The organism is Ruegeria sp. HKCCA5491 (genome assembly GCF_013034565.1).
GTDB lineage: Bacteria > Pseudomonadota > Alphaproteobacteria > Rhodobacterales > Rhodobacteraceae > Ruegeria.
This window is the reverse complement of record NZ_WQGG01000006.1, coordinates 33,446-52,378: the sequence shown is the minus strand read 5'-3', so window position 1 is coordinate 52,378 and position 18,933 is coordinate 33,446. Positions and strand designations below refer to the sequence as shown.

The window sequence follows — 18,933 nt, the reverse complement described above, 5'->3', positions numbered from 1 at the left end:
CCAACTTTTGTATCCGTTCGGGAGGCACCATTGAAAACAGCCATTTTTGCAGGTGGTAAGGGTTCTCGCCTGATCGAGGAAACCCGCGTTCGCCCCAAGCCATTGGTCGAAATCGCCAACCGGCCGATCCTGTGGCATATCATGCAGCACTATTCGACCTATGGGCATCATGACTTTGTGCTGGCCCTTGGTTACATGGGTGACCTGATCAAACGCTATATTTCCGATCTGTGTCAGTATGACGGGAATCTCAGGATCGACTTTGCCAAGCGCGAATTGTTCGGCGAGCCCGATTATCACAACAGTGTTCTGGATGCGCAGATGCCGCCCTGGACAGTCGATCTGATCGACACCGGGACGGAAACCATGACAGGCGGGCGACTGGCCCGACTACAACCGTATCTGGGCGACGAGACGTTTATGCTGACCTACGGCGACGGTGTTTCAAACGTCGATCTGGACGCTCTTGTTGCCTTTCACAAATCACACGGAAAGCTGGCCACGATCACGATGGTGCGCCCGCTGACGACATTCGGGCATCTGCAAGTGCGCGAGGACGGGTTGGTCGAAGGCTTCATGGAAAAGCCCGAGACAGCCGCCGACTGGATCAATGGCGGGTTCTTCGTGCTTGAACCCGAAGTGTTCGACGCCGTCGCCAGCGTGAATGGCGACGAGATTATGTGGGAAGAAGGACCCCTGCCCAAGCTGATGGAATTGGGTGAGTTGATGGCCTACCGCCATCCTGGTTTCTGGTATTGTATGGACCATCTGGCGGATAAACGCCGGCTTGAGGAGATGTGGAAAAATGGCAACCGACCGTGGGCAACATGGGAAAATTCAAAAGGTTCTGTTAACGGGTCATCTCGGCTACGTGGGGACGGTCACCGCCCCGGTATTGGCCGAGGCGGGAATCCAGGTGACTGGGTGCGATATAAATCTCTTTGACCGGGCCGATTTCGCCCCCGGCGGTGCCGTTCCCGAAATCCCGAACCTGGGCAAGGACATTCGCGACCTGACGGTTGACGACCTCGAAGGTTTTGACGCGGTGGTGCATCTGGCGGCCCTGTCGAATGATCCCTTGGGACAGCTTCGCCCCGGCCTGACACAGCAGATCAACCACGAAGGCACGGTCCATGTGGCGAAGCAGGCCAAAGCCGCCGGTGTGCGTCGGTTTGTTTTTGCGTCCTCCTGCTCGAACTATGGCCGAGCCGGAGAGGATTTTGTCGATGAAGATGGCCAGCTTAACCCACAGACGGATTACGGCGTATCCAAGGTTCTGGCCGAGCGGGACCTGAAGCCACTGGCAGATGACAGCTTCACGCCCACTTTCCTGCGCTTTGCGACCGCTTATGGTGCAAGCCCCCGAATGCGGTTCGACATTGTTCTCAACAACCTGATCGCACATGCCTATACCTCGGGTCGCATTCTGATGATGTCAGATGGCACGCCGTGGCGTCCGATCATCCACGTCGAAGACATGGCCCGTGCCTTCCTCGCCACGCTCGAAGCCGATCCTACCGAGATTTCGGGCGAAGCGTTCAACGTTTGCCGAACCGAAAACAACTATCAGATCCGCGATCTGGCCGAGATCGTGGCCGACACGGTTCCGGGTGCGAAAATCGATTATGCGGCCGATGCCGGGCCTGACAATCGGTCATACCGGGTCAGTTCAGCCAAGATCGAAAAGTCCATCCCGGGCTTTCAACCCAAATGGGACGCAGTCCGGGGGGCACAGCAATTATATGATGCCGTCAAAGCCTGCGACCTGCAGGTCGAGGATTTCGAAGGTCGCAAGTACAAACGTCTGGCCCAGTTGGAGGCCCTATTGCAGGAAAACCAACTGGATCAGGACTTTCGCAGAACCGTGCCGATCGCTTCGTGATCGGCACGCGCCGCGCTAGATGGCCTGAAGCTCTTGAATGACGGTTCGGGCGCCCCGCTCACCGGATTTGAACGCTTCATCCGTCCACTGATAACCCCACTCCCCGAACCGCCCAACATAGGTAATGCCAACCTCGTCCAGCCACTTGTGAACGATTGGCAGAGCTTCCTCGCGGTCAAGGTCGAAGATGATGTTGGCGTGAGTAATCAACCGGGCATCCGTGTGCAGAATCTTTTCGTCCTCGGCGATCAGGCCAATTTTGACGAGGTCATCAATCACCGGCTGGATCAGCTCTTCGGGCGCGACGTCCAGCGGCCTGTATTTATGTGAATAGTAGCATTCCGCCTGAATAGAGCCGCATCCTGGCGGGCAAGTCCGGGTCGACATCTTGTGGGGGAAGCTCAACCGGGTAAAGACGATGTCCTCATCGTAAATATATGTCCAAGTCGCAGGCGTGAAATCGTCGCGCGCCAGCCCGATATTCACAGTCACACATGTGGTACAGGCCAGTTTTGCCGCAGCATCCAGAACATGCTGGGGCGCCCCTTTGACCATGGGGATCAGGTCAGGCAGCGGGATGGATGAAATCAGCTTGCCATATTCTTCGGTCACGCCGTTTTCAAAACGGACAGTTTTTGCAATGGGATCAATGGCGACAACCTTGTGATCCAGATGCAGGTCAGTCTTTTTCAGGAACGGCTTGAGATAGGAAATGAACCCACCTTCGGTCGGGTAGCGGAAGTCGGTGATATAGTGCACGTCCGGCGTTTCCGCGAAAACCGCGCCGCGGATCACCTCTTCCATCGACGGGCGGTACAAACGCGGCCCCATCCAGACCGTGCTCATCTGATCGGCGTCAACGGTATGGTATTTCTTGCCATAAACCGCTGGAAAATGCGTGGCAAAGGTCTCACCAAAGACCGAGATTAGCCATTCCAGATAATTGGCGGGTTTTTCCACCACGTCCTGCTTGGAGGCTTCGATAAAGTCCAGAATACAATGGGTTTTCAGCTCATCCGGCAAGTTGTGCAAATTCGCCTGCGCCGGATGTTTGACCCATGCGCCGTGGTAATAATTGTTCACGTAAGCCTGCAGTTTCTCAAACTTGCCATCCACATTGCTTGAAAACAGCTCTTGAATGCGGGGGTCCTTCGAGAACGAGATATGCGGGCCGTCGTCAAAGATGAAACCGCTGTCATGCGCGAATGTCGCGGTATGACCACCGGGGAACGGGTTTTTGTCATACATTCTGCTCGTCACGCCCTCAGAATGTAGATGATGCGCAGCGCCGAGTCCGGCCATGCCAGAGCCAAGGATAACTATGTTCTCGTTACTCATATCAGGATTCTTTCACAATTTCGCGGCGCCACCAGGCGATGGTATCCGCAACTCCGGTTTCCAAATTAAACTTCGGGGACCAACCCAGCTCGCGACACAGGCGCGAGTTGTCAGCCTCGACCAAGGGCGGATCACCTGCGCGTGCTTCCCGTGCGCCCAACCGAACCAAGTCTTCGGCGTCGATCTGACGGGCGATCTCGGTTATCAGGTCGGCCAGCGGGATCGCGGTGCCGCTGCCGATATTCAGCGGGCCTTGCAGATCGCTGCCCAGCAGATCAACAAAAGCGCGGGCAACATCGTCGACATGCAGAAAGTCCCGTTTCTGACGGCCATGCGTGCACAGGGCTTCGCGACCTTCCAGCAGCGAAACGATCACATCCGCCGCAAGCCGTTTTGGGCTTTCACCCGGTCCATACAGGAAGAACGGCCGCGCCCATGCACCAGATAGCCCCAGCGCAGCACACATCCGTTCAAATACAACCGAAAGGCCAGCTTTGGCCGCGCCATATTCCGTGGCCGGAACCAGCGGAGTCACGCCTTCGCGCAGTTTGACGGGCGCACTCCAGTCATACTCCATGCACGAGCCGCAAAACACGACACGCTGCCCCCCGGCCTCGGCAAAAGAGAACAGCAAATCCACCGAATGCTGTACCCAGCGAAAGTTTTCCAGCGACTGCTGGTTGCCCGGCCCCATATACCAGGCCAAGGCCAGCAAGTGGCTGGGCTTCTGGCCCTGCAACAAGTCTCTGACCGCAGCGGTATCTTCCATGTCGACCTTTACCCACTCCACATCGCCATCCATTGGCGGCGGTGGATCAGTTCGATGGGTCGCGATGACCCTGTACCCGGCAGCAGCAAGGTTTCGCACACAAGCCCGACCGATGAAGCCAGAGGCACCCGTGACCAGCACTTTTGAATTTTGGGTCTTCAAATTCATCTGGTTTCAAGCTCCGGTCACAGAATCTGTGGGCGTTACGTGTCTAGCAGAGGCCAGGACGCGTCCTTTTCGGAAACAATACTGACTTTAATGGGCCATTGTATCCCGAGAAAAGGGTCATCGTATCGAATCCCCCCCTCCACACCGGGCGTGTAGAATTCACTGGCGGAATAGAACGCCTGCGCGCCGTCCGTCAGTGCAAGATAGCCATGCGCAAACATCTCTGGCACGTACAGCGCACGACGGTTCTGCGCGGACAGCTCAATTCCGAAATGCTGGTGATAGGTCGGGCTTTCCGGCCTTAGATCGACGATAACGTCGTAGATAGCGCCCGAGATACAACGCATGAACTTGGCCTCGGCCGCAGGTGCGTTTTGGTAATGCAGGCCACGGATCGTTCCCTTTTTCTCGTTATATGAGAGGTTTACCTGTGCGACCGCTGGTTTGAGGCCGTGCTGTTCGAATTCCTCAGCACAGAAGGCGCGGGCAAAAAAACCGCGATCATCCGAGATTTCCTGCAGATCGACAACAAAAGCGCCCTGCAAAGGCGTTTCAGTAAAAATCATTAACCATCCGCCTGTTCCAACGGTCACCAAATATCGGGTGGTTCAGATTCTGAGACCGGGCGTGGATCAGTGGTAAGAAAAATGACCCTAAAAAAGAGCCCGCGAAGTGAACCAGACGTAAAAACTTAACCAGACAACGCGGATTATTTCCATAGTTTTTGAAGCGGTCAGCCGATATCGTCCGGGCAATGCTGAAATCTCGATCTTACAGGGCAATCAGCCGGGCAAGTTGAAAGGTTCGGGAAGAAAGTCTTTGAATAGGCCACGTAGTGGTTGTGAAATACATTTTGTCTGGAATCCTTAAAAGGAACACGTATTTGACCAGCCCAGCCCCGTCCGCAAAGACGCCCAGAGAAGTTCTGATTTTCTCCCAGCGCAGCCTGAACGACAACGTCTCGCGCTGTTCGGGGTTTGAGTTCGAAGACGTGATTGCCGAAATCGAAAACGCCGAGATTCTGGCGCCAAAGCGCGCCAAGGAACGGCGCCTGCCCTTTAACCCCAAGCGGTGGCTGTCCAAACGCTCGGATCTGTTCAGGCACTGGCCGTCCGGCGTGCAGAAAACCAAGCTGGATCGCGACTACGACCTGTTCTTTTGCGATGCGCAAAAACCAGAAGAGCTTTTGGCGCTGGACGCGATTTCTAACTGGCGCGCACGCTGCGGTCTGGCCGTCTGTGTTCTGGAAGAGGTCTGGTCGAAGGAGTTGGATCTTCATCTGCCGCTTATCAAATATCTGGCCCAATTCGACCTGATCTGCTGCGCCTTTGCTGAAACTTGCGATGACCTTCAGCGCATAACAGGAAAACCCGTCATTCACCTGCCTGGCGCGGCTGACATGGTTCGCTTTGCACCAGAAGCAGCAACTTCGGACCGCCCGATCGACGTTTATTATATGGGCCGCAGACGTCCGGAATTGCATGATAGGTTGCTTCAAAAGATCAAGGAACGCGGCGGTTTCTACCTTTATGACTCGGCGACCAAGCCACCCGTTACCGCGCAACACCGCGTGCACCGTGATCTGCTGGCAAATCTCGTTCAGCATTCCAAACTGTTCATGGTCGATATCGCCAAAATCGGCCACGAAGATCAGATAAAGGGCAACATCGCGTGGGGACCGCGCCACGTGGAAGGCATAGCGGGTGGGGCCGCGCAGGTTGGCTACGCCCCCGAAACCGAAGACTATGAACGGTATTTCGACTGGCCCGAGTCCGTGGTCAGGCTGTCCGAAGACCCTGACGCGGCCATTGACCAAATTGTTGCTTTGCTGGACGACCCCGCAGAACTGGACCGCATGCGCAGGATCAACCTCGCAGCGGCAACGCAAAAACACGACTGGCTGCATCGCTGGGCACAGATTCTGGACCACCTGCAAATCCCCCAGACAGACGGGATGGCAAAGCGCCGTCAGCATCTTGCAAATATCGCAGCCGGTTACAGAAGTGATGATCCTTCATACACGGATGCGACCAAGCTCGTGAGTGCGCCCTGACCGATCTGAGCCACGCCCAAGCACCCGACACAAGGCCGACGCTCATACACTAATTGTAGCGAAAGTCGCGGGGCGGCAAGTTGCACTCTACAACCCCCTCTAACCAGTCAATGAAAAAACCGGTATGCGCTCAAAACAATAACATGCCGCCCACCTTACGATGATGACATTGTGGCAAAACTGTGTCCACGATTCTTGCGGAAACGAATTGTTTCCTAAATAGAAACCTATAATTTTCAGTAAGTTAATATCAGGTTACGTGAATATATGCAATAATGTTTCACTATCGTGAAACGCAAGGCAGTTACTGTTGCCGGATAGAAAACAGTATCCCCCGATGCCTTGAGTCAGGCTGTACGGAAGCCGTTCATAGCGACGCCCGTGAAACAGGGTATGGGATCAAAATTGAGCTTTTCCACTGGCAGACGCCTCTCAATCGAACCGGTAACCAAAGGCCTCAATATCTTCGCCATAGCGCCGGCCGATGATCTGACGGGTGCGCTCATCAAACGCCGTGTGATAGCTTTCTGCGGCCGGTTTGACATTCTGCGCTGCGATTCTGGGGAATGTCACACCGGTCAGGCTTTCAACCCTATCGAGATCAGCATCAAAGCTTTCGATCTTGCCCACGAAATCGCAGATCTGCGCACCCGCACTGGTGGACAGGTGGCGCGTCTGCGACAACCAGTGACGGTCCGCCACAGCATCGCTTCCATAATCGCTGTCCAGCCACTCGACAAACTCCGGGAACGGCATAAACGGGCGAATTCCTTCAAACCGCGACAGAATCGACAGCTTTGACGCCGTCACTGCATCGGCAATCTTGTCCTTCCAGCACGAATGAACCCGAGACCAGGGATTGCGTACAAAAGAGAACACAAAATAGTCCGGAAAACCGGCGGCAATCTCATCTGGCGTGCTGTCGAATTCATGACCCGGCGCATTGCCGCTGGCCTGAGCAAACATCGCCTGAACGGTGCGGCTGGCAACCTTTGGAATCGGAGCAGCCAGAACCTTCTGTTGCCGCAACACAAACCTCTCGGCCCTCGGATCGCAGCTTGGCGGCGTGCCTTGCCTAAGCAGCCTCAACCCTTTGAACGCGGCCTGCGACATGGTTGGGGAAAAAAGGCGACGGTGCCGAAGCTTCATCCTAACCCTCTGCTCGCCATACGGCTGTCTGGTGTCGCGTCAGCACGTTCGAATCCCTTTCGTATGGCCCTGTTTTTGAAAGATAACACATCCATTTTACCTTGTCCCAGCCCCCGCAAGGACTCCGACGTCACACCTGCTGTTAACTGCACAAATACAAAGCCGGTCCGAATGGCTTGGATATGCGCGATGACCCAAAAACTGTACATGACGACGGGCAAAGCCCTAAATGGTGCCAAAATTCCCGCAAACAGGTGATTTTCATAGATGGCAAACAACCAACATCGGTCCTTGGAAGCCTAAACACATGACGCTGTTTGAAAAAGTGGTGAGCCGTGCAGGACTGTGCGGGGTGAGGGAAATCAAAGGCTTGCGCTGGCGAACCGGAAAATCCCACCCCTTGATTTGATTGGGCTATTCGGGCCTCTGGCGAACCGTTTCAGGGGCCCCATAAACCGAAAGGCCGCTGACTGGGCTGGCCCCCGCGTCAACGGCCAAATCGAAAAGTTTGCACAGAATGGATACCAGATCGCGGGCGTGATCGCAATCGCGGGAGGGGCCGATGTCTGAGCTTCTGCCCTTCTGCAAGATCAAGCTGCAATACCTGCTGGAGATGGTCACCGACCAGGAACTGGACGATAACGGCCTTCGCGTGGCGCTCTATCTGGCACTGGCACATGCCGATCATGAGACCGGCGAGAGCCGCCCGTCTTTCGAGACCATCGGCGCGGCAATCGGCAAGCACGCCAAGTCGGTCAAGCGAGCGCTGAACAAAGTCGAGGCGGCGGGTTACATGACCATCGAGCGCGGGACCAACAAGGGGAACGCGTCGCGTTATCGCCCGACCGAAGCGGCTCTGAAACGAGCCACGGATCGCCGCCGGGAGGGGGACAAAGTTGTACCGCTTAGCCGCGCCAAAGGGGGACAATCCTGTCCACAAAGCGGGACAGACCTGTCCGGGAAAGGGGGACAGGATCGCCCCCCGAACAGAGAACAAGAACTTAGAAAAGAACGAGAGCGCGCGTCCGCGCCGGATTGGTCCGATGAAGGGCAATCCGGCGGAGCACGCCCGGACCTCGTTTTCGTCCCGAGGGGCATCTGCTTTGTTCGGGACTGGAACGAAAGACTAGCCCGGGAAGGCATGACCACGCTGGAGCGCAGCCTGCCCCAGTCTCCGCACGAACATCACCTGGGATACTGGCTTCCGGCACGGACACCGGCCCCGTTAGGCAGCGCTGAGTGGCAGGACCAACTCCAATTACTCAGAGATTTGATCCGCGAGACGTCAGAAAACGCGGAGCACTGCCATGCGGTTTGAGCAAACAGCAAGGCGACCCATGTCATACGCTGGCGCGGATGCCACAGGACCTTGCGAGGGGCGGCAAGCCTCCCCTTCGAACCCCACCGGCGCGGGAAAAGCCCGCGCAAAGGAGCCGTTGACAGAGACCTTCGTCTTCCGTTGCACGGCGGCTGAGAAAGCCGAGCTCCGCGCCAAGGCCGAGGCCGCGGGCCTGCCCGCCGCGACGCTCTTGCGCGAGGCGCTTGGCCTGACCGAGGCGCGCCGCCGCAAGCCAGTGCCGCGCGTCGATCCGGCGCTGGTGCTGGCAGTTGGGCGCATAGGCGGCAACCTCAACCAGATCGCGCGATGGCTGAACCGCGCGATGCTGGCGGGTCGCACCGACCTCGGCAGCCTGACCGTCGCGCGCCGCCTGTTGGTGATCGAACGCCAGCTTGCCCAGCTCCTCGAAGAGGCGCGGCGGTGCTGATCAAGTTCTTTCCCAACGGCCAAGGCGCGGGCGCGGGGCCGGTCGGCTACCTCGTGGCTGAGCGCGTGCTGGCCTATGACGGCAATCGCGACCTGATCCGCGATGCCGATGGCCACCCCCTGACCGTGGTGCGCGATCCGTTGCCCGAGGTGCTGCGCGGCGACCCAAGCCGCACCGAGGCGCTGATCGACGCCAGCCGCCACCAGTGGACTTACCGTGCGGGCGTGATCAGCTTTACAGCCGAGGACGCCCCCAGCGAGGCGCAGCAGGCCGAGGTCATGGACGCCTTCGAGCAGCTGGCTTTTGCCGGGCTGGACGGCGAGCAATACGCCATGCTTTGGGTCCGTCACAGCCACGAGGACCGGGTCGAACTGCACTTCTGTACCCCGCGCCTGGAGTTGACCACCGGTCGCAGCCTGAACATCGCACCGCCCGGCTACCAGGACGCCTTTGACAGCCTGCGCGACCTGATGAACCAACGCCACGGCTGGGCCGACCCGATGGAGCTGGAGCGCGCGCAGGAGGTGCGTGACACCATCGAGGCCCCGACCCGTGCCCAGGGCCGCGACGAGCTGCATGCTTGGATCCTCGATCAGATATCGATGGGTCTGATCGAGGATCGCGCCAGCATGGTCGAGGCGCTCACGGACGCGGGTTTCGGCCTGCCCCGAGCGAGCAAGGCCTACCTCACCGCGCAAGACCCCGAGACCGGCGAACGCTGGCGCCTGAAAGGAGAGATTTTCCATGAAGACTGGCAAGCCGACCCGGCTGAGCGAGAAATTGAACGCGGAGCTGGACACGATACGCCACGACTACGCCGCCTCGATGGCATCCCAGCTGGAGAGCTTCAGGAGCGATTTGTCGGTCATTGCGAGCGACGCGCGGCGTACCATCAAGAGCGATACGCTCCAATTCCTGAACGAGAGCAGGAGCTTGTTCGAGACGCGGACGGAGCAGATCAGGCTCTGGTTGACGATCTCCCCCTGGGTGATCTCGGGGCTGATCGTGACGGGGATCGCCTCGATGATGGCCGCGAGCTGGTTCTGGACGGTACAACTGACACGCTCGGAGCTGACGGAACTGGGCCTGACGCGGATCGACCGGGGGGAACAGACCTTGCTGATGCTAGACCCGGCCCGGACCGAGCTGAAGACCTGCACGCTGGCCGGGACACCGGTCATCTGCATCAAGACCAAGGAGGAATGAATGACGACGCCCCTCACAGCCTTGGAGCGCGACTTGCTCACCTGCGTCGAGCGGTTGGTGACGGCCTGCGAAACCTCAGCAGCGGAATTGAGCGGCTTGGAAGCGCGCTCGACGAAGAGGCTGCAAGCCCAGTTGGATGGTATCGCGGGCTGCGCGACGCTGCTGATACGCTCGCAGATCGCGTCAATGCAGGCGTTGCGTGGCTTGCTGAGCGAAGAAGCCACCTACAACGCGCTGGACGCGAAGTTGAACGAGAGTTTGAGCTTAGCGAAAGCCGCCGAGAAGAAGCTAAGGTAGAGCTAGAGGCGCGGGAACGGGAGACGGATTGGGGGCTCACGCTTTGAGCGTGGCGCCAAGTTATACATTGGCTCTTGCGGACAGTTTGCCATGCCGTGGTTTGGTGGATCGCGCCTTCCCGGGGCATGCGACAAAAAAGATCAAGAAGTGATCAAGAGTAAACAAAACGAGATTTTGTGTTTAGTCGGTTCCGGCATCTCAAAACTTGGTATTGGGCGTTGCTCTTAGGTTGTATTCCGCGTCATTATCAATGTCGGCATCAAGAATGGATCAAGAAACTCCGCTCTCTGCTTAGCTTGCCGAAAAGGTGCGAATCTGATAAATGATCCCAAATAGGGAGCGAATTAAAACTTGACGACTTGGGAACATTGGACTAGATAGACGATGAGAATCATTGCTCGACCGAAGTTGATTGCCTTCTCCAAACGCTTCCCAGACTCAAAGTCGCAGCTGGATGTTTGGTGGGCAGAAGCGCATCGCGCGACCTGGAAAACACCTGCGGAGATCAAAGCGCAGTATCGTAACGCGAGCATTCTGAAAGGCGGACGAGTGGTCTTCAATATTTGTGGCAACAAATATCGGCTGATTGTCAGATTCGACTACGAGAAGGGTATTGGATTTGTCCGGTTCCTCGGAACACACGAGGAATACGATCAAATCGACGCTGAGGGAGTTTGATTATGAGCGAGAATCATATCCGACCAATTCATTCAGAGCAGGATTACACCGACGCTCTTGCCCGCATAGAAGCGCTAATGGACCTCGATCGCTCTGAGGCAGAAGATGATGAGCTCGATGTGCTGGCGACACTTATCGAGGTTTATGAAGATCGTCACTTTCCAATGGATTCACCTGATCCAATCGAAGCAATCAAGTTTCGCATGCAGCAGCTCGAAATGAACCAGAGCGACTTGGCTCCAATTTTTGGAAGCCGCGCAAAAGCATCGGAAGTTCTGAGTGGAAAACGTAGTCTGACCCTCAAAATGATCCGGGCTTTGAATGAACATTTGGGCATTCCGGCCGATGTGCTGATACGAGATGGTGGCGCTCTACCTACCGCTCCGGCGGGAATCGATTTCGAACGCTTTCCCGTGATGCAAATGGCGAAACAAGGCTGGATCAAAAAAACGGCAGACATCAAGGATCGCACCGAAGAAATTGTTCAGAATCTGGTCGCATGCGTTGGGGGACAACAAGCGCTTCCACAGGCTCTATTTCGCCAAGGCGGAGGAACACGGGCTAATGCCAAAACAGATGTTCATGCTTTGCAAGCTTGGTGCTTGCACATACTGTGCAAGGCTCGAAAAGCAGGGTTGGAAGGTGTTTATGAACAAGGCTCTCTCGACCTCGATTTTCTTCGTGACTTAGCCCGCCTAAGCGAATTTGATGAGGGGCCGAAACTCGCCAAAGAGAGGCTAGCCAAGCAAGGCATTGCGCTAGTTGTTGCTTCGCACCTGCCAAAGACCTACTTGGACGGCGCGGCACTTTGGACAATAGATGGTGTTCCAGTTGTAGGCATGACGCTTCGATATGATCGCCTAGATAACTTCTGGTTCTGCCTCCTTCATGAGTTGGCCCATTTGGGGCGGCACTTCAATAATGGAGATGACGAAGTCTTCATCGATGACCTGCAACTTCGTGAACGCAACCATGAGCGTGATGATATCCGCGAACAGGAGGCTGACGAGTGGGCGCAAGAGGCTCTTATTCCCCAGGCGCTTTGGGAAGGCCATCCTGTGCGTTCGAGACCGAGTGTGCAGAATGTTCTTTCTCTTGCGCGGCAGGCGAAGGTTCATCCTGCTATCATCGCAGGCCGCATTCGCCACGAAAGACAAAACTATAGGCTGCTTTCGCAGTTTGTTGGCGCGAAACAGGTTCGTCCATTGCTGATGGAGGGTGCTGCTTAATGAATTTAGCGGGGTGCCCTGCAAGGCAACCCCGCTTTCACAATACGCCGAACGGACACAGGCGCATCCTGTTCGTCGTGACTCCGGAGACCGAAGCGCTCTTGTGGTGGTAGACAAGGGATAGACGGTTCGGGACTCCAGAGCAAATGTTTTAACAAGCGCCAAGGAGTACGCTGAATGGCTACTGTCAAGACCCTGACACCAGAACAGGTGTCAACTATCAAGGCTCGCCTTGCGCAAGGCGATTTTCAACATCGGATCGCAGCCGACTTCGATCTCAATCAGGGGCGCATCAGCGAGATCGCTACCGGGAAGCGTTTTGCGGACATCCCCTCCGCTGCTACGGAGGCGTCTTATGTCCGACAATCTGTTTAAGCCTGGTCAAAAAGCGCCGCGTTCCGGGCAGTATGAAATCACCGGCCCTCGTGGGGGTGGAACCGGAGTTGAACGCACCGTGACACGCAACGAACCTCTGCCGCCGCCAGAGCAGAAGGGTCAGAAGTATCGTTTGGTGGACCCCACAAAGCACCGGCGATCCAAATAACATTGGACCGCGGCCCAAGTTTCTTGGGCCGCGAGTGCCCGCTGCCTCAGATTCATTGAATTAAGCATAGTTACACTTGGCAGAAGGTACTCTCAAAGGTGCTTGATCGCCCATCTTTGTGCGGCGTTTCTATCAGCCGCGCCAATCTTCCGAAATGCCTCCTGTAGCCTCTTCTTAATAGCTGCCTCGGTGGTCCCGAGTCGCGCGGCCAATTCAGCGTTGGTTCGTCTCGGACCGAGCCCAGCCAAAGCCTCAGCCTGGCGGACAGTCAAACCATTCGGGAGTATTGGTCGCATGCTCTGTCCAACCACAGTTTGCGCTTTTACCTCAATGAGTTCGCTGGCTTCAGCCGAAAGCCTTTGCATCTGTACGCTATCTTCAAACTGGGCAGCCATACCAACTACCCCGCGTAAAAATGCCAGATTTTGTCTCGTTAATCGGGAAGCCAATCCAAGCTTATGAAGTTTCGCCCTAGTGCGTTTTCGCCAAACGCGCGATGGCTGCATCTTGTCATTAATTACAACGCCGGTGACCTCCATGCGTCCTTCCGATCCTGCAAACCGCGTTTTCTCCGGCTTTAGTTCGAATCCAGACGTCTCAACAGCTTCCCGCACATAATCAAGAAAAGTCGGGTCAATTCGTTGGTGCGAGCTGAAAGTCAGATCATCCGCGTAACGCGAGTATCGGTGGCCTGCCTCTTTGGCCAACCGCGACAACTGCTCATCTAGCTCGCGCAAAACCAAGTTGGCAATGGCTGGGCTTGTCGGCGCGCCTTGCGGTACACGGTCGTCTAGGCAGCACAACTCTGCAAGCATATCCGCCACATCGTCCTTGTAACCGAGCGAGACGAAGATATTGCGCACCTGGTTAATCGTTATCGACGGAAAAAACTGCTTGATATCAACGTTGAGAACGTGCTCCGCGCCAAAGTGGTACTCGGCGTTCTGTACGGCGCTTCGCCCCGCCACAAATCCGAATACATTCTCGGCGATCTCGACGTGATTCAGTATATTGTCCAAGATCCACCAGTGGACGACCTTAAGGTAGGTCCGCGGCGTATTAATCTCACGTTCGGTACCGTCCTTCTTCTTCAATGGGAATGAACGATAGTGCTTTCCTGGACGACGGCGAATAGAGAAAATTGTCTTGGGGCTGATACCGAGGAACAGCGGTAATGCGCCCGTGGTCAGTATGGGCGGCAACCCAAGCTCACGAAACCGCGCGGCTTCTTCATCGGGAAAGACACCGTGCTCTGCCCGAAGAATCTCTTCGAGGTGGGCAAAATCCTTTGGGAAGTAGTATGAGCGAGTTGGCATCTACAGCAACTTCCAGTCTCTGAAGTGAAGACTGCCTTGAGCGCGTGGCCTAGGTCGAAGAGGCGTTTTGGCGGCAAGGTCCGGCAAAATGCCTCTTCGACCTAGGCCACGAGCCCCTATAAACCAAACCTGAACAACGGCTCGCCGAAACAGCGAACAAGCTGAACGCGACACCAACTCGCACATCATTTGTACCTCCTTCGCTGGGCTTTCATCAAGAACAATCGCCGGTTGTCGATAGAACGTTCTAGGCCCTCACGGCGTACAATCTGCTTGCCCTTCGGTGTCATGAAATACACGCCGCGCTTTACAGGTATTACGAGATCATTTTCCCGGGCGTCCGAGTGTGCCTCACGAAGTTTATTGTTTTCGTTCAACCAACTAGAAAGCTCCTTACCGAGCAGCTTCGCAGAATAGTCTTCTATGTCTTGAATCCTAGCTGGCTGAATAACCGCCAGGATTGAAAGGTAGGCAAAAAGAGGGTCAATGGTTCTCATCGGCCAGTTATCCTTCTCGCGGCGCGTCTCCTAGCTCGAGCGGTCACAAAAGGTTCGACGTGTGTCCAGCATTGATCTTTGTCAGCGTAATCAATGAATTCAACATTTGCTCCGTTCTCTCTGGCCTCGATGATTGGCCCAGTGTTCATGTAATTTTCGTGGGTCTGATACTGTGCATCAACGATGACCAGCATCTTCCTGCAAATGTCTTCGTCATGGCAAAATGAGCCCAGCTCAAGGAATGAACCTGGGCTACTTGGCAACATTACAACTGCGTCGGTCCTACGTGATTTAGCATGATCGAATTCGGCCAATGCCGCGTTGTTTTGGTCGCCAAGTAAGGGCGCGGTAGCACCGATGAGCTTCTCATATTCACCTAGAGTCACGTGCCAACCGGCATTGGTGAGCTTGTGAAAAAGGAAGTAACGCAAAACTGCCGCCGTATTTCGCGAGTTCTTTCTAGGCGCTTTGTTAATATTTATGAAAGGACCGGCCAAGAATGCCACCCGTTCAAGCCCAGAGGCCCTTTGCGCATTTCTGAGAAGCTCCTCTTCGAGAAGCTGTTCCACCTGCAGAGGAGGGATGTTTCCCGTCATGCTGCGTACTTGCCCTCGTCAACGAGTTCGGCTTGGCCAAGAGCGGCCAGACTTTCCAGAAGTGGCTTCACGCTTGTTGTCCGTGCGCGCATAAAGCGGCGGGCGATTTGGTCGGGAGTGGCTTCGCCCATCTCGTTAAGCGCTTCGCGAACAGCGGCGATCTGGTCGGGGAGGGTTTTGGGCCAAGGGGCTTTTTCGACTTTGGCAGCGACACCGAGGTCCATGTCCTTGGTCTTGCCCTTCGCGGCCACGCGGCCTTCGGGGTTCTGGTAGTCGGGGCGGAGCCAGCGGATGTGACCGCGCGCCTCTTCCTCGGCGCGTTCCTTGTTCAGGGCGACAAGCCGGAAGAGGATGTCTTCGTCACTCAGGTCCACAGGCCAGCCATAGGCCTCGGCCACGGCAGCGTCGATCTGGTCGTGCAGGTCCTTGAGGATGCCGATCAGGCCCTGATCGTAAATCTCGCGATCCTTGCCCTCGATGGTTTCTCCGGCGCGGAGCTTCTCCAACACGTTGTACATCTGGGTCAGGGTCAGCTTGGGGTGGGCGGCCTGTTGGCGCTTGCGATGGGCATCGAGGTCTTCGCCTAAGGCGCGGAGGTGGGTGCGCTGGTCGTCGGTGAGGTCAGGGAAGGAAAAAGTGTTAAAGCAGTCCGTATGGTTGTATGTGGGGTCGTTGCCGACACCGAGCATACCGCCCACGGCGAAAGCGTAAGTCACGTGGTGTTTGGATGACAACACAGCCAGGTGGCTGGGGTCTTCACTAGCAATAACAACTACTTTGCTTTCGCTGATTACGTCTTTGTTGACAAAGGAAAAATTGCGATACTTCGCAGTTCGAGTTGTGCCAATGTAGCGCTCTAAGCCATTGGTAGCGTTTCTAAAGTTTTGATGTGTGCGGCCGAACCAGTGCCAATTTTCCTTCCTCCACGGGTCGGAGTTTTCGTCTCGTTCTGGCTTTACATTGTCACGCAGGTGTTGGAGCGCTTCCGGAAATCTCTTGCTGATTTCGTCGCGGCTGAGCGGATAAAAATCATACGCTCTGCGATAAGCTTTGCCATCTTTGAGATCGGCTCCGTTGATATAGACACGGAGGTAGCTTTCTATGTCTGGGTACTTATTGAGGACTGGTTCCGCTTCTGCTTCTTCGAGGATGAATCCTTGACCGTTAAGCTGCATACCCTTGATCGCCAAGCCTTCATTTGCGTTCAGTTTTGCCGTGCCGAGAACGTCTGCACCAATCTTCAAGTTTGCAAAAATCTTGCCAACCTGGTGGTCGAAAGTAACCGCCCTGCCATCGGCCTCGTTTTTCTCTTTACTCTCTAAGGACACGTTGAGCAGACGACCCGGGCGACGGCCCGCCGCGCCAACCGTCATCGCGATCCGCACGGCAGCGCCGTAAAGAGTATCGACCCAAGGGTGATCCGGTATCGCAAAGAGCAGGGAGAGCGCTTTCTTAGGATCGTTCAAATGCGGCTCCAAAACCCGGCGATTAAAGGTCTGGCGCAGGGAGTTTGTGGTGATCAGGCCGAATCGGCGGGTGCCTTTGCCCGTCTTGGCATTGAACGCCCGCGTGGCCAGCGCGGCCTTTTCCCACCAGAACATGACCAGATCGGCGCTTTGCGGCATCTTTGGATAGGCTTTCCACAGCGCCTCGACATATCCGTCACCGAGGTTGTCTCGCAGGCGAGAGGCCCCAATAAACGGCGGGTTGCCGACGATGAAATCGGCATGCGGCCAGACCGTCGCATTGGGCTTAGCATAGTCATAGACCTGCACACGCGCGTTGGGATCTGGCACTTCCTCCCCGGTTACCGGGTGGCGCATGGTGGTGACACCATCCCAGCGGGTGACGGTCGTGCCGTCTTCATCCATGCGTTCTGTCCGATCCGCCCATTCCAGCACGGCATCGCCTTGTCGGATGTTCTTGAAGTCGCGCAGCACAGGTTCGGAGGGGGCGGCGTTGCCATAGGTGCGGAAATGCCATTGCAGGTAGCCGATCCACAACACCAGCTCGGCCACGTTTGCGGCCCAGGGGTTCAGCTCGATCCCAAGGAATTGGTGCGGGTCCACGGTGATCAGGGGCCGCGTGTCACCCAGATCGTGCATGAGCGATGTGACTTCGCCCTCAAGCCGCTTCATCATTTCCAGCGCGACATAGAGAAAGTTGCCCGAGCCGCAGGCGGGGTCCAGCACGGTGGTTTCGCACAGCCGCGCGTGGAAGTCGCGGACGAGTTTGAGTGCGTCGTCGGTTTTGCCGTCCTCGGTTAGGCGCTGCACGGCGGTCTGCACGTCGCGCCAGTCTCCCCGCAGGGGTTCGATGATGGTGGGCGTGACGAGCCGCTGCACGTAAGCGCGCGGGGTATAGTGCGCGCCGAGTTTGTGGCGCTGACGCTTGTCGAGGGCACGTTCGAGGAGCGTGCCGAAAATCGCCGGTTCGACCTGTTTCCAGTCTGCCTCCGCCGCTTCGATTAGGAGGTCCAACTGCAGGTTGTTAAGCGGCAGCGCCGAGGGGTCCTTGAACAGACCGCCGTTGAACCGTTTGACCTTGGTCAGCAGCGCATGTGCGTATTCGCCCTTGTCCATGGCCTGCCACAGCCCCGCCAGCGCGTGTTTGGCATCCTCCGGGTGACCGCGAAGCTTGTAAAGTAACTCTGTGAAACTGCCCCGTGGGATTAGATCCACATCCTCGGCAAACATCGAGAATAGGCAGCGCATTAGGAAGCGGGCAACGGTCTCGCTGTCGTGGCCCTGCCCTTCGAAGCTTTTGCCCAGCTCGGCAAGGTGTGCGGCAATGTCGCGCGTGACCTCAGCGGCCTTAAGCGAGGGGTCGAGGCTATACGGATCGGTCCAGATTGTGCAAAGGAGGTCCCGTATTTCGTCCTTGCGCAGGTCTTCGAGATAGATGCGATAGCGATTGCCGTCCGGGAATTGGTTGTAGCCCTGCCCCTGCCTGGAGAAGTCGGCATAAAGCTCTATCACGTGGCCCACGTCCACGATCATTAGAAAAGGAGGCCAGCCGTCGCCCCGGGCAACGGCGCGGGCGTAGTTGTCAGCCTGGTTGCGGGCTTTGAGCATAGTGTCGTCCCAGGCGGCAGTACCCCGCACGCCATGGCCGGTACGCTTCTGAGCCCGCGGTTGGGTGCCAGTTACAAGATCAGAAGGGCGATTTTTCTTCTGGTTCACACCTTGCTTGGTTTCCAACACGAAATGTCCGGCACGGTACACGTCGATAAAGCCAGTCGTTCGTTTATGCGTATGAGCAAACTTGATTGGTCGTTCGAACCGGTAATGGTCATTGCTGTCATCATCGGTAGCCGGATTGGGCCTTTCGAGACCCAACAGTTCGGTCAGCTCGATCACGAACAACTGGTAATTAGCATGTTCGCTACCGCCAGTGTCTTTCCAGCGGGAGATAAATTCATCGATCCTGAAGGCATCACTCATAG

17 protein-coding genes are annotated in these 18,933 nt (G+C 56.4%); 9 read left to right on the top strand and 8 right to left on the bottom strand.

From position 1 onward, the window contains the following. The first annotated feature begins 30 nt into the window (after nucleotides 1-30). Nucleotides 31-945: a glucose-1-phosphate cytidylyltransferase gene (rfbF, locus tag GOV88_RS09605; RefSeq protein ID WP_217350997.1), complete on the top strand. Its 915-nt coding sequence runs from the start codon at nucleotides 31-33 to the stop codon at nucleotides 943-945. Further along, a complete protein-coding gene (locus tag GOV88_RS20490) occupies nucleotides 872-1,882 on the top strand; it encodes an NAD-dependent epimerase/dehydratase family protein (RefSeq protein ID WP_371808231.1) in 1,011 nt (336 codons plus the stop codon). The genes rfbF and GOV88_RS20490 overlap by 74 nt, the downstream gene beginning before the upstream one ends. A 15-nt stretch (nucleotides 1,883-1,897) precedes the next feature. Here the strand turns inward: GOV88_RS20490 and GOV88_RS09595 are convergent, their stop codons facing one another. The 3 genes from GOV88_RS09595 to rfbC are packed head-to-tail and all read right to left on the bottom strand — an operon-like array spanning nucleotide 1,898 to nucleotide 4,723. Continuing rightward, nucleotides 1,898-3,220, bottom strand: a complete 1,323-nt coding sequence (locus tag GOV88_RS09595; protein WP_171240273.1) for an NAD(P)/FAD-dependent oxidoreductase — start codon at nucleotides 3,218-3,220, stop codon at nucleotides 1,898-1,900. Between the two features lies 1 nt (nucleotide 3,221). After that, a complete protein-coding gene (locus GOV88_RS09590) occupies nucleotides 3,222-4,157 on the bottom strand; it encodes an NAD(P)-dependent oxidoreductase (protein ID WP_171240272.1) in 936 nt (311 codons plus the stop codon). A gap of 35 nt (nucleotides 4,158-4,192) precedes the next feature. After that, complete coding sequence (gene rfbC, locus GOV88_RS09585) at nucleotides 4,193-4,723, bottom strand: dTDP-4-dehydrorhamnose 3,5-epimerase (protein WP_171240271.1); 531 nt, start codon at nucleotides 4,721-4,723, stop codon at nucleotides 4,193-4,195. 317 nt (nucleotides 4,724-5,040) lie between these two features. Between rfbC and GOV88_RS09580 the strand changes: the two genes are divergently transcribed. Beyond that, nucleotides 5,041-6,210, top strand: a complete 1,170-nt coding sequence (locus GOV88_RS09580; protein WP_171123188.1) for a glycosyltransferase — start codon at nucleotides 5,041-5,043, stop codon at nucleotides 6,208-6,210. Between the two features lie 432 nt (nucleotides 6,211-6,642). Here GOV88_RS09580 and GOV88_RS09575 read toward each other — a convergent pair whose 3' ends face one another. After that, nucleotides 6,643-7,359 carry a sulfotransferase family 2 domain-containing protein gene (locus GOV88_RS09575; protein ID WP_171240270.1) on the bottom strand — a complete coding sequence of 239 codons (717 nt, stop codon included), beginning with the start codon at nucleotides 7,357-7,359 and terminating at the stop codon, nucleotides 6,643-6,645. Between the two features lie 562 nt (nucleotides 7,360-7,921). Between GOV88_RS09575 and GOV88_RS09570 the strand changes: the two genes are divergently transcribed. The 6 genes from GOV88_RS09570 to GOV88_RS09545 all read left to right on the top strand — a co-directional run bounded on the left by GOV88_RS09570 (nucleotide 7,922) and on the right by GOV88_RS09545 (nucleotide 12,910). Beyond that, entirely contained in the window at nucleotides 7,922-8,677 is a 756-nt protein-coding gene (locus GOV88_RS09570; RefSeq protein ID WP_171240269.1) for a helix-turn-helix domain-containing protein, read from the top strand. Then, on the top strand, nucleotides 8,667-9,125 hold the full coding sequence (gene mobC, locus GOV88_RS09565) for a plasmid mobilization relaxosome protein MobC (protein WP_254449206.1): 459 nt from the start codon (nucleotides 8,667-8,669) through the stop codon (nucleotides 9,123-9,125). Before GOV88_RS09570 ends, mobC begins: the two co-directional genes overlap by 11 nt. After that, nucleotides 9,119-10,675, top strand: a complete 1,557-nt coding sequence (locus GOV88_RS09560; protein WP_171240268.1) for a relaxase/mobilization nuclease domain-containing protein — start codon at nucleotides 9,119-9,121, stop codon at nucleotides 10,673-10,675. The genes mobC and GOV88_RS09560 overlap by 7 nt, the downstream gene beginning before the upstream one ends. Before the next feature lie 337 nt (nucleotides 10,676-11,012). After that, nucleotides 11,013-11,306 (top strand): type II toxin-antitoxin system HigB family toxin, encoded by a 294-nt coding sequence (locus tag GOV88_RS09555; protein WP_170700930.1) that lies wholly within the window; start codon nucleotides 11,013-11,015, stop codon nucleotides 11,304-11,306. A gap of 2 nt (nucleotides 11,307-11,308) precedes the next feature. Continuing rightward, nucleotides 11,309-12,535 (top strand): ImmA/IrrE family metallo-endopeptidase, encoded by a 1,227-nt coding sequence (locus GOV88_RS09550; protein ID WP_171240267.1) that lies wholly within the window; start codon nucleotides 11,309-11,311, stop codon nucleotides 12,533-12,535. 177 nt (nucleotides 12,536-12,712) lie between these two features. Then, a complete protein-coding gene (locus GOV88_RS09545; RefSeq protein WP_171240266.1) occupies nucleotides 12,713-12,910 on the top strand; it encodes a hypothetical protein in 198 nt (65 codons plus the stop codon). Between the two features lie 261 nt (nucleotides 12,911-13,171). Here GOV88_RS09545 and GOV88_RS09540 read toward each other — a convergent pair whose 3' ends face one another. The 4 genes from GOV88_RS09540 to GOV88_RS09525 all read right to left on the bottom strand — a co-directional run bounded on the left by GOV88_RS09540 (nucleotide 13,172) and on the right by GOV88_RS09525 (nucleotide 18,931). After that, the gene (locus GOV88_RS09540) at nucleotides 13,172-14,395 is read right to left on the bottom strand and encodes a retron St85 family RNA-directed DNA polymerase (protein WP_171240265.1); all 1,224 of its coding nucleotides are present in this window, start codon (nucleotides 14,393-14,395) and stop codon (nucleotides 13,172-13,174) included. 185 nt (nucleotides 14,396-14,580) lie between these two features. Next, entirely contained in the window at nucleotides 14,581-14,892 is a 312-nt protein-coding gene (locus tag GOV88_RS09535; RefSeq protein ID WP_171240264.1) for a hypothetical protein, read from the bottom strand. Continuing rightward, entirely contained in the window at nucleotides 14,889-15,488 is a 600-nt protein-coding gene (locus GOV88_RS09530; RefSeq protein WP_171240263.1) for a hypothetical protein, read from the bottom strand. Before GOV88_RS09530 ends, GOV88_RS09535 begins: the two co-directional genes overlap by 4 nt. Next, nucleotides 15,485-18,931, bottom strand: coding sequence for a class I SAM-dependent DNA methyltransferase (locus GOV88_RS09525; protein WP_171240262.1), 3,447 nt, complete (start codon nucleotides 18,929-18,931; stop codon nucleotides 15,485-15,487). The genes GOV88_RS09530 and GOV88_RS09525 overlap by 4 nt, the downstream gene beginning before the upstream one ends. Nucleotides 18,932-18,933: the final 2 nt, after the last annotated feature.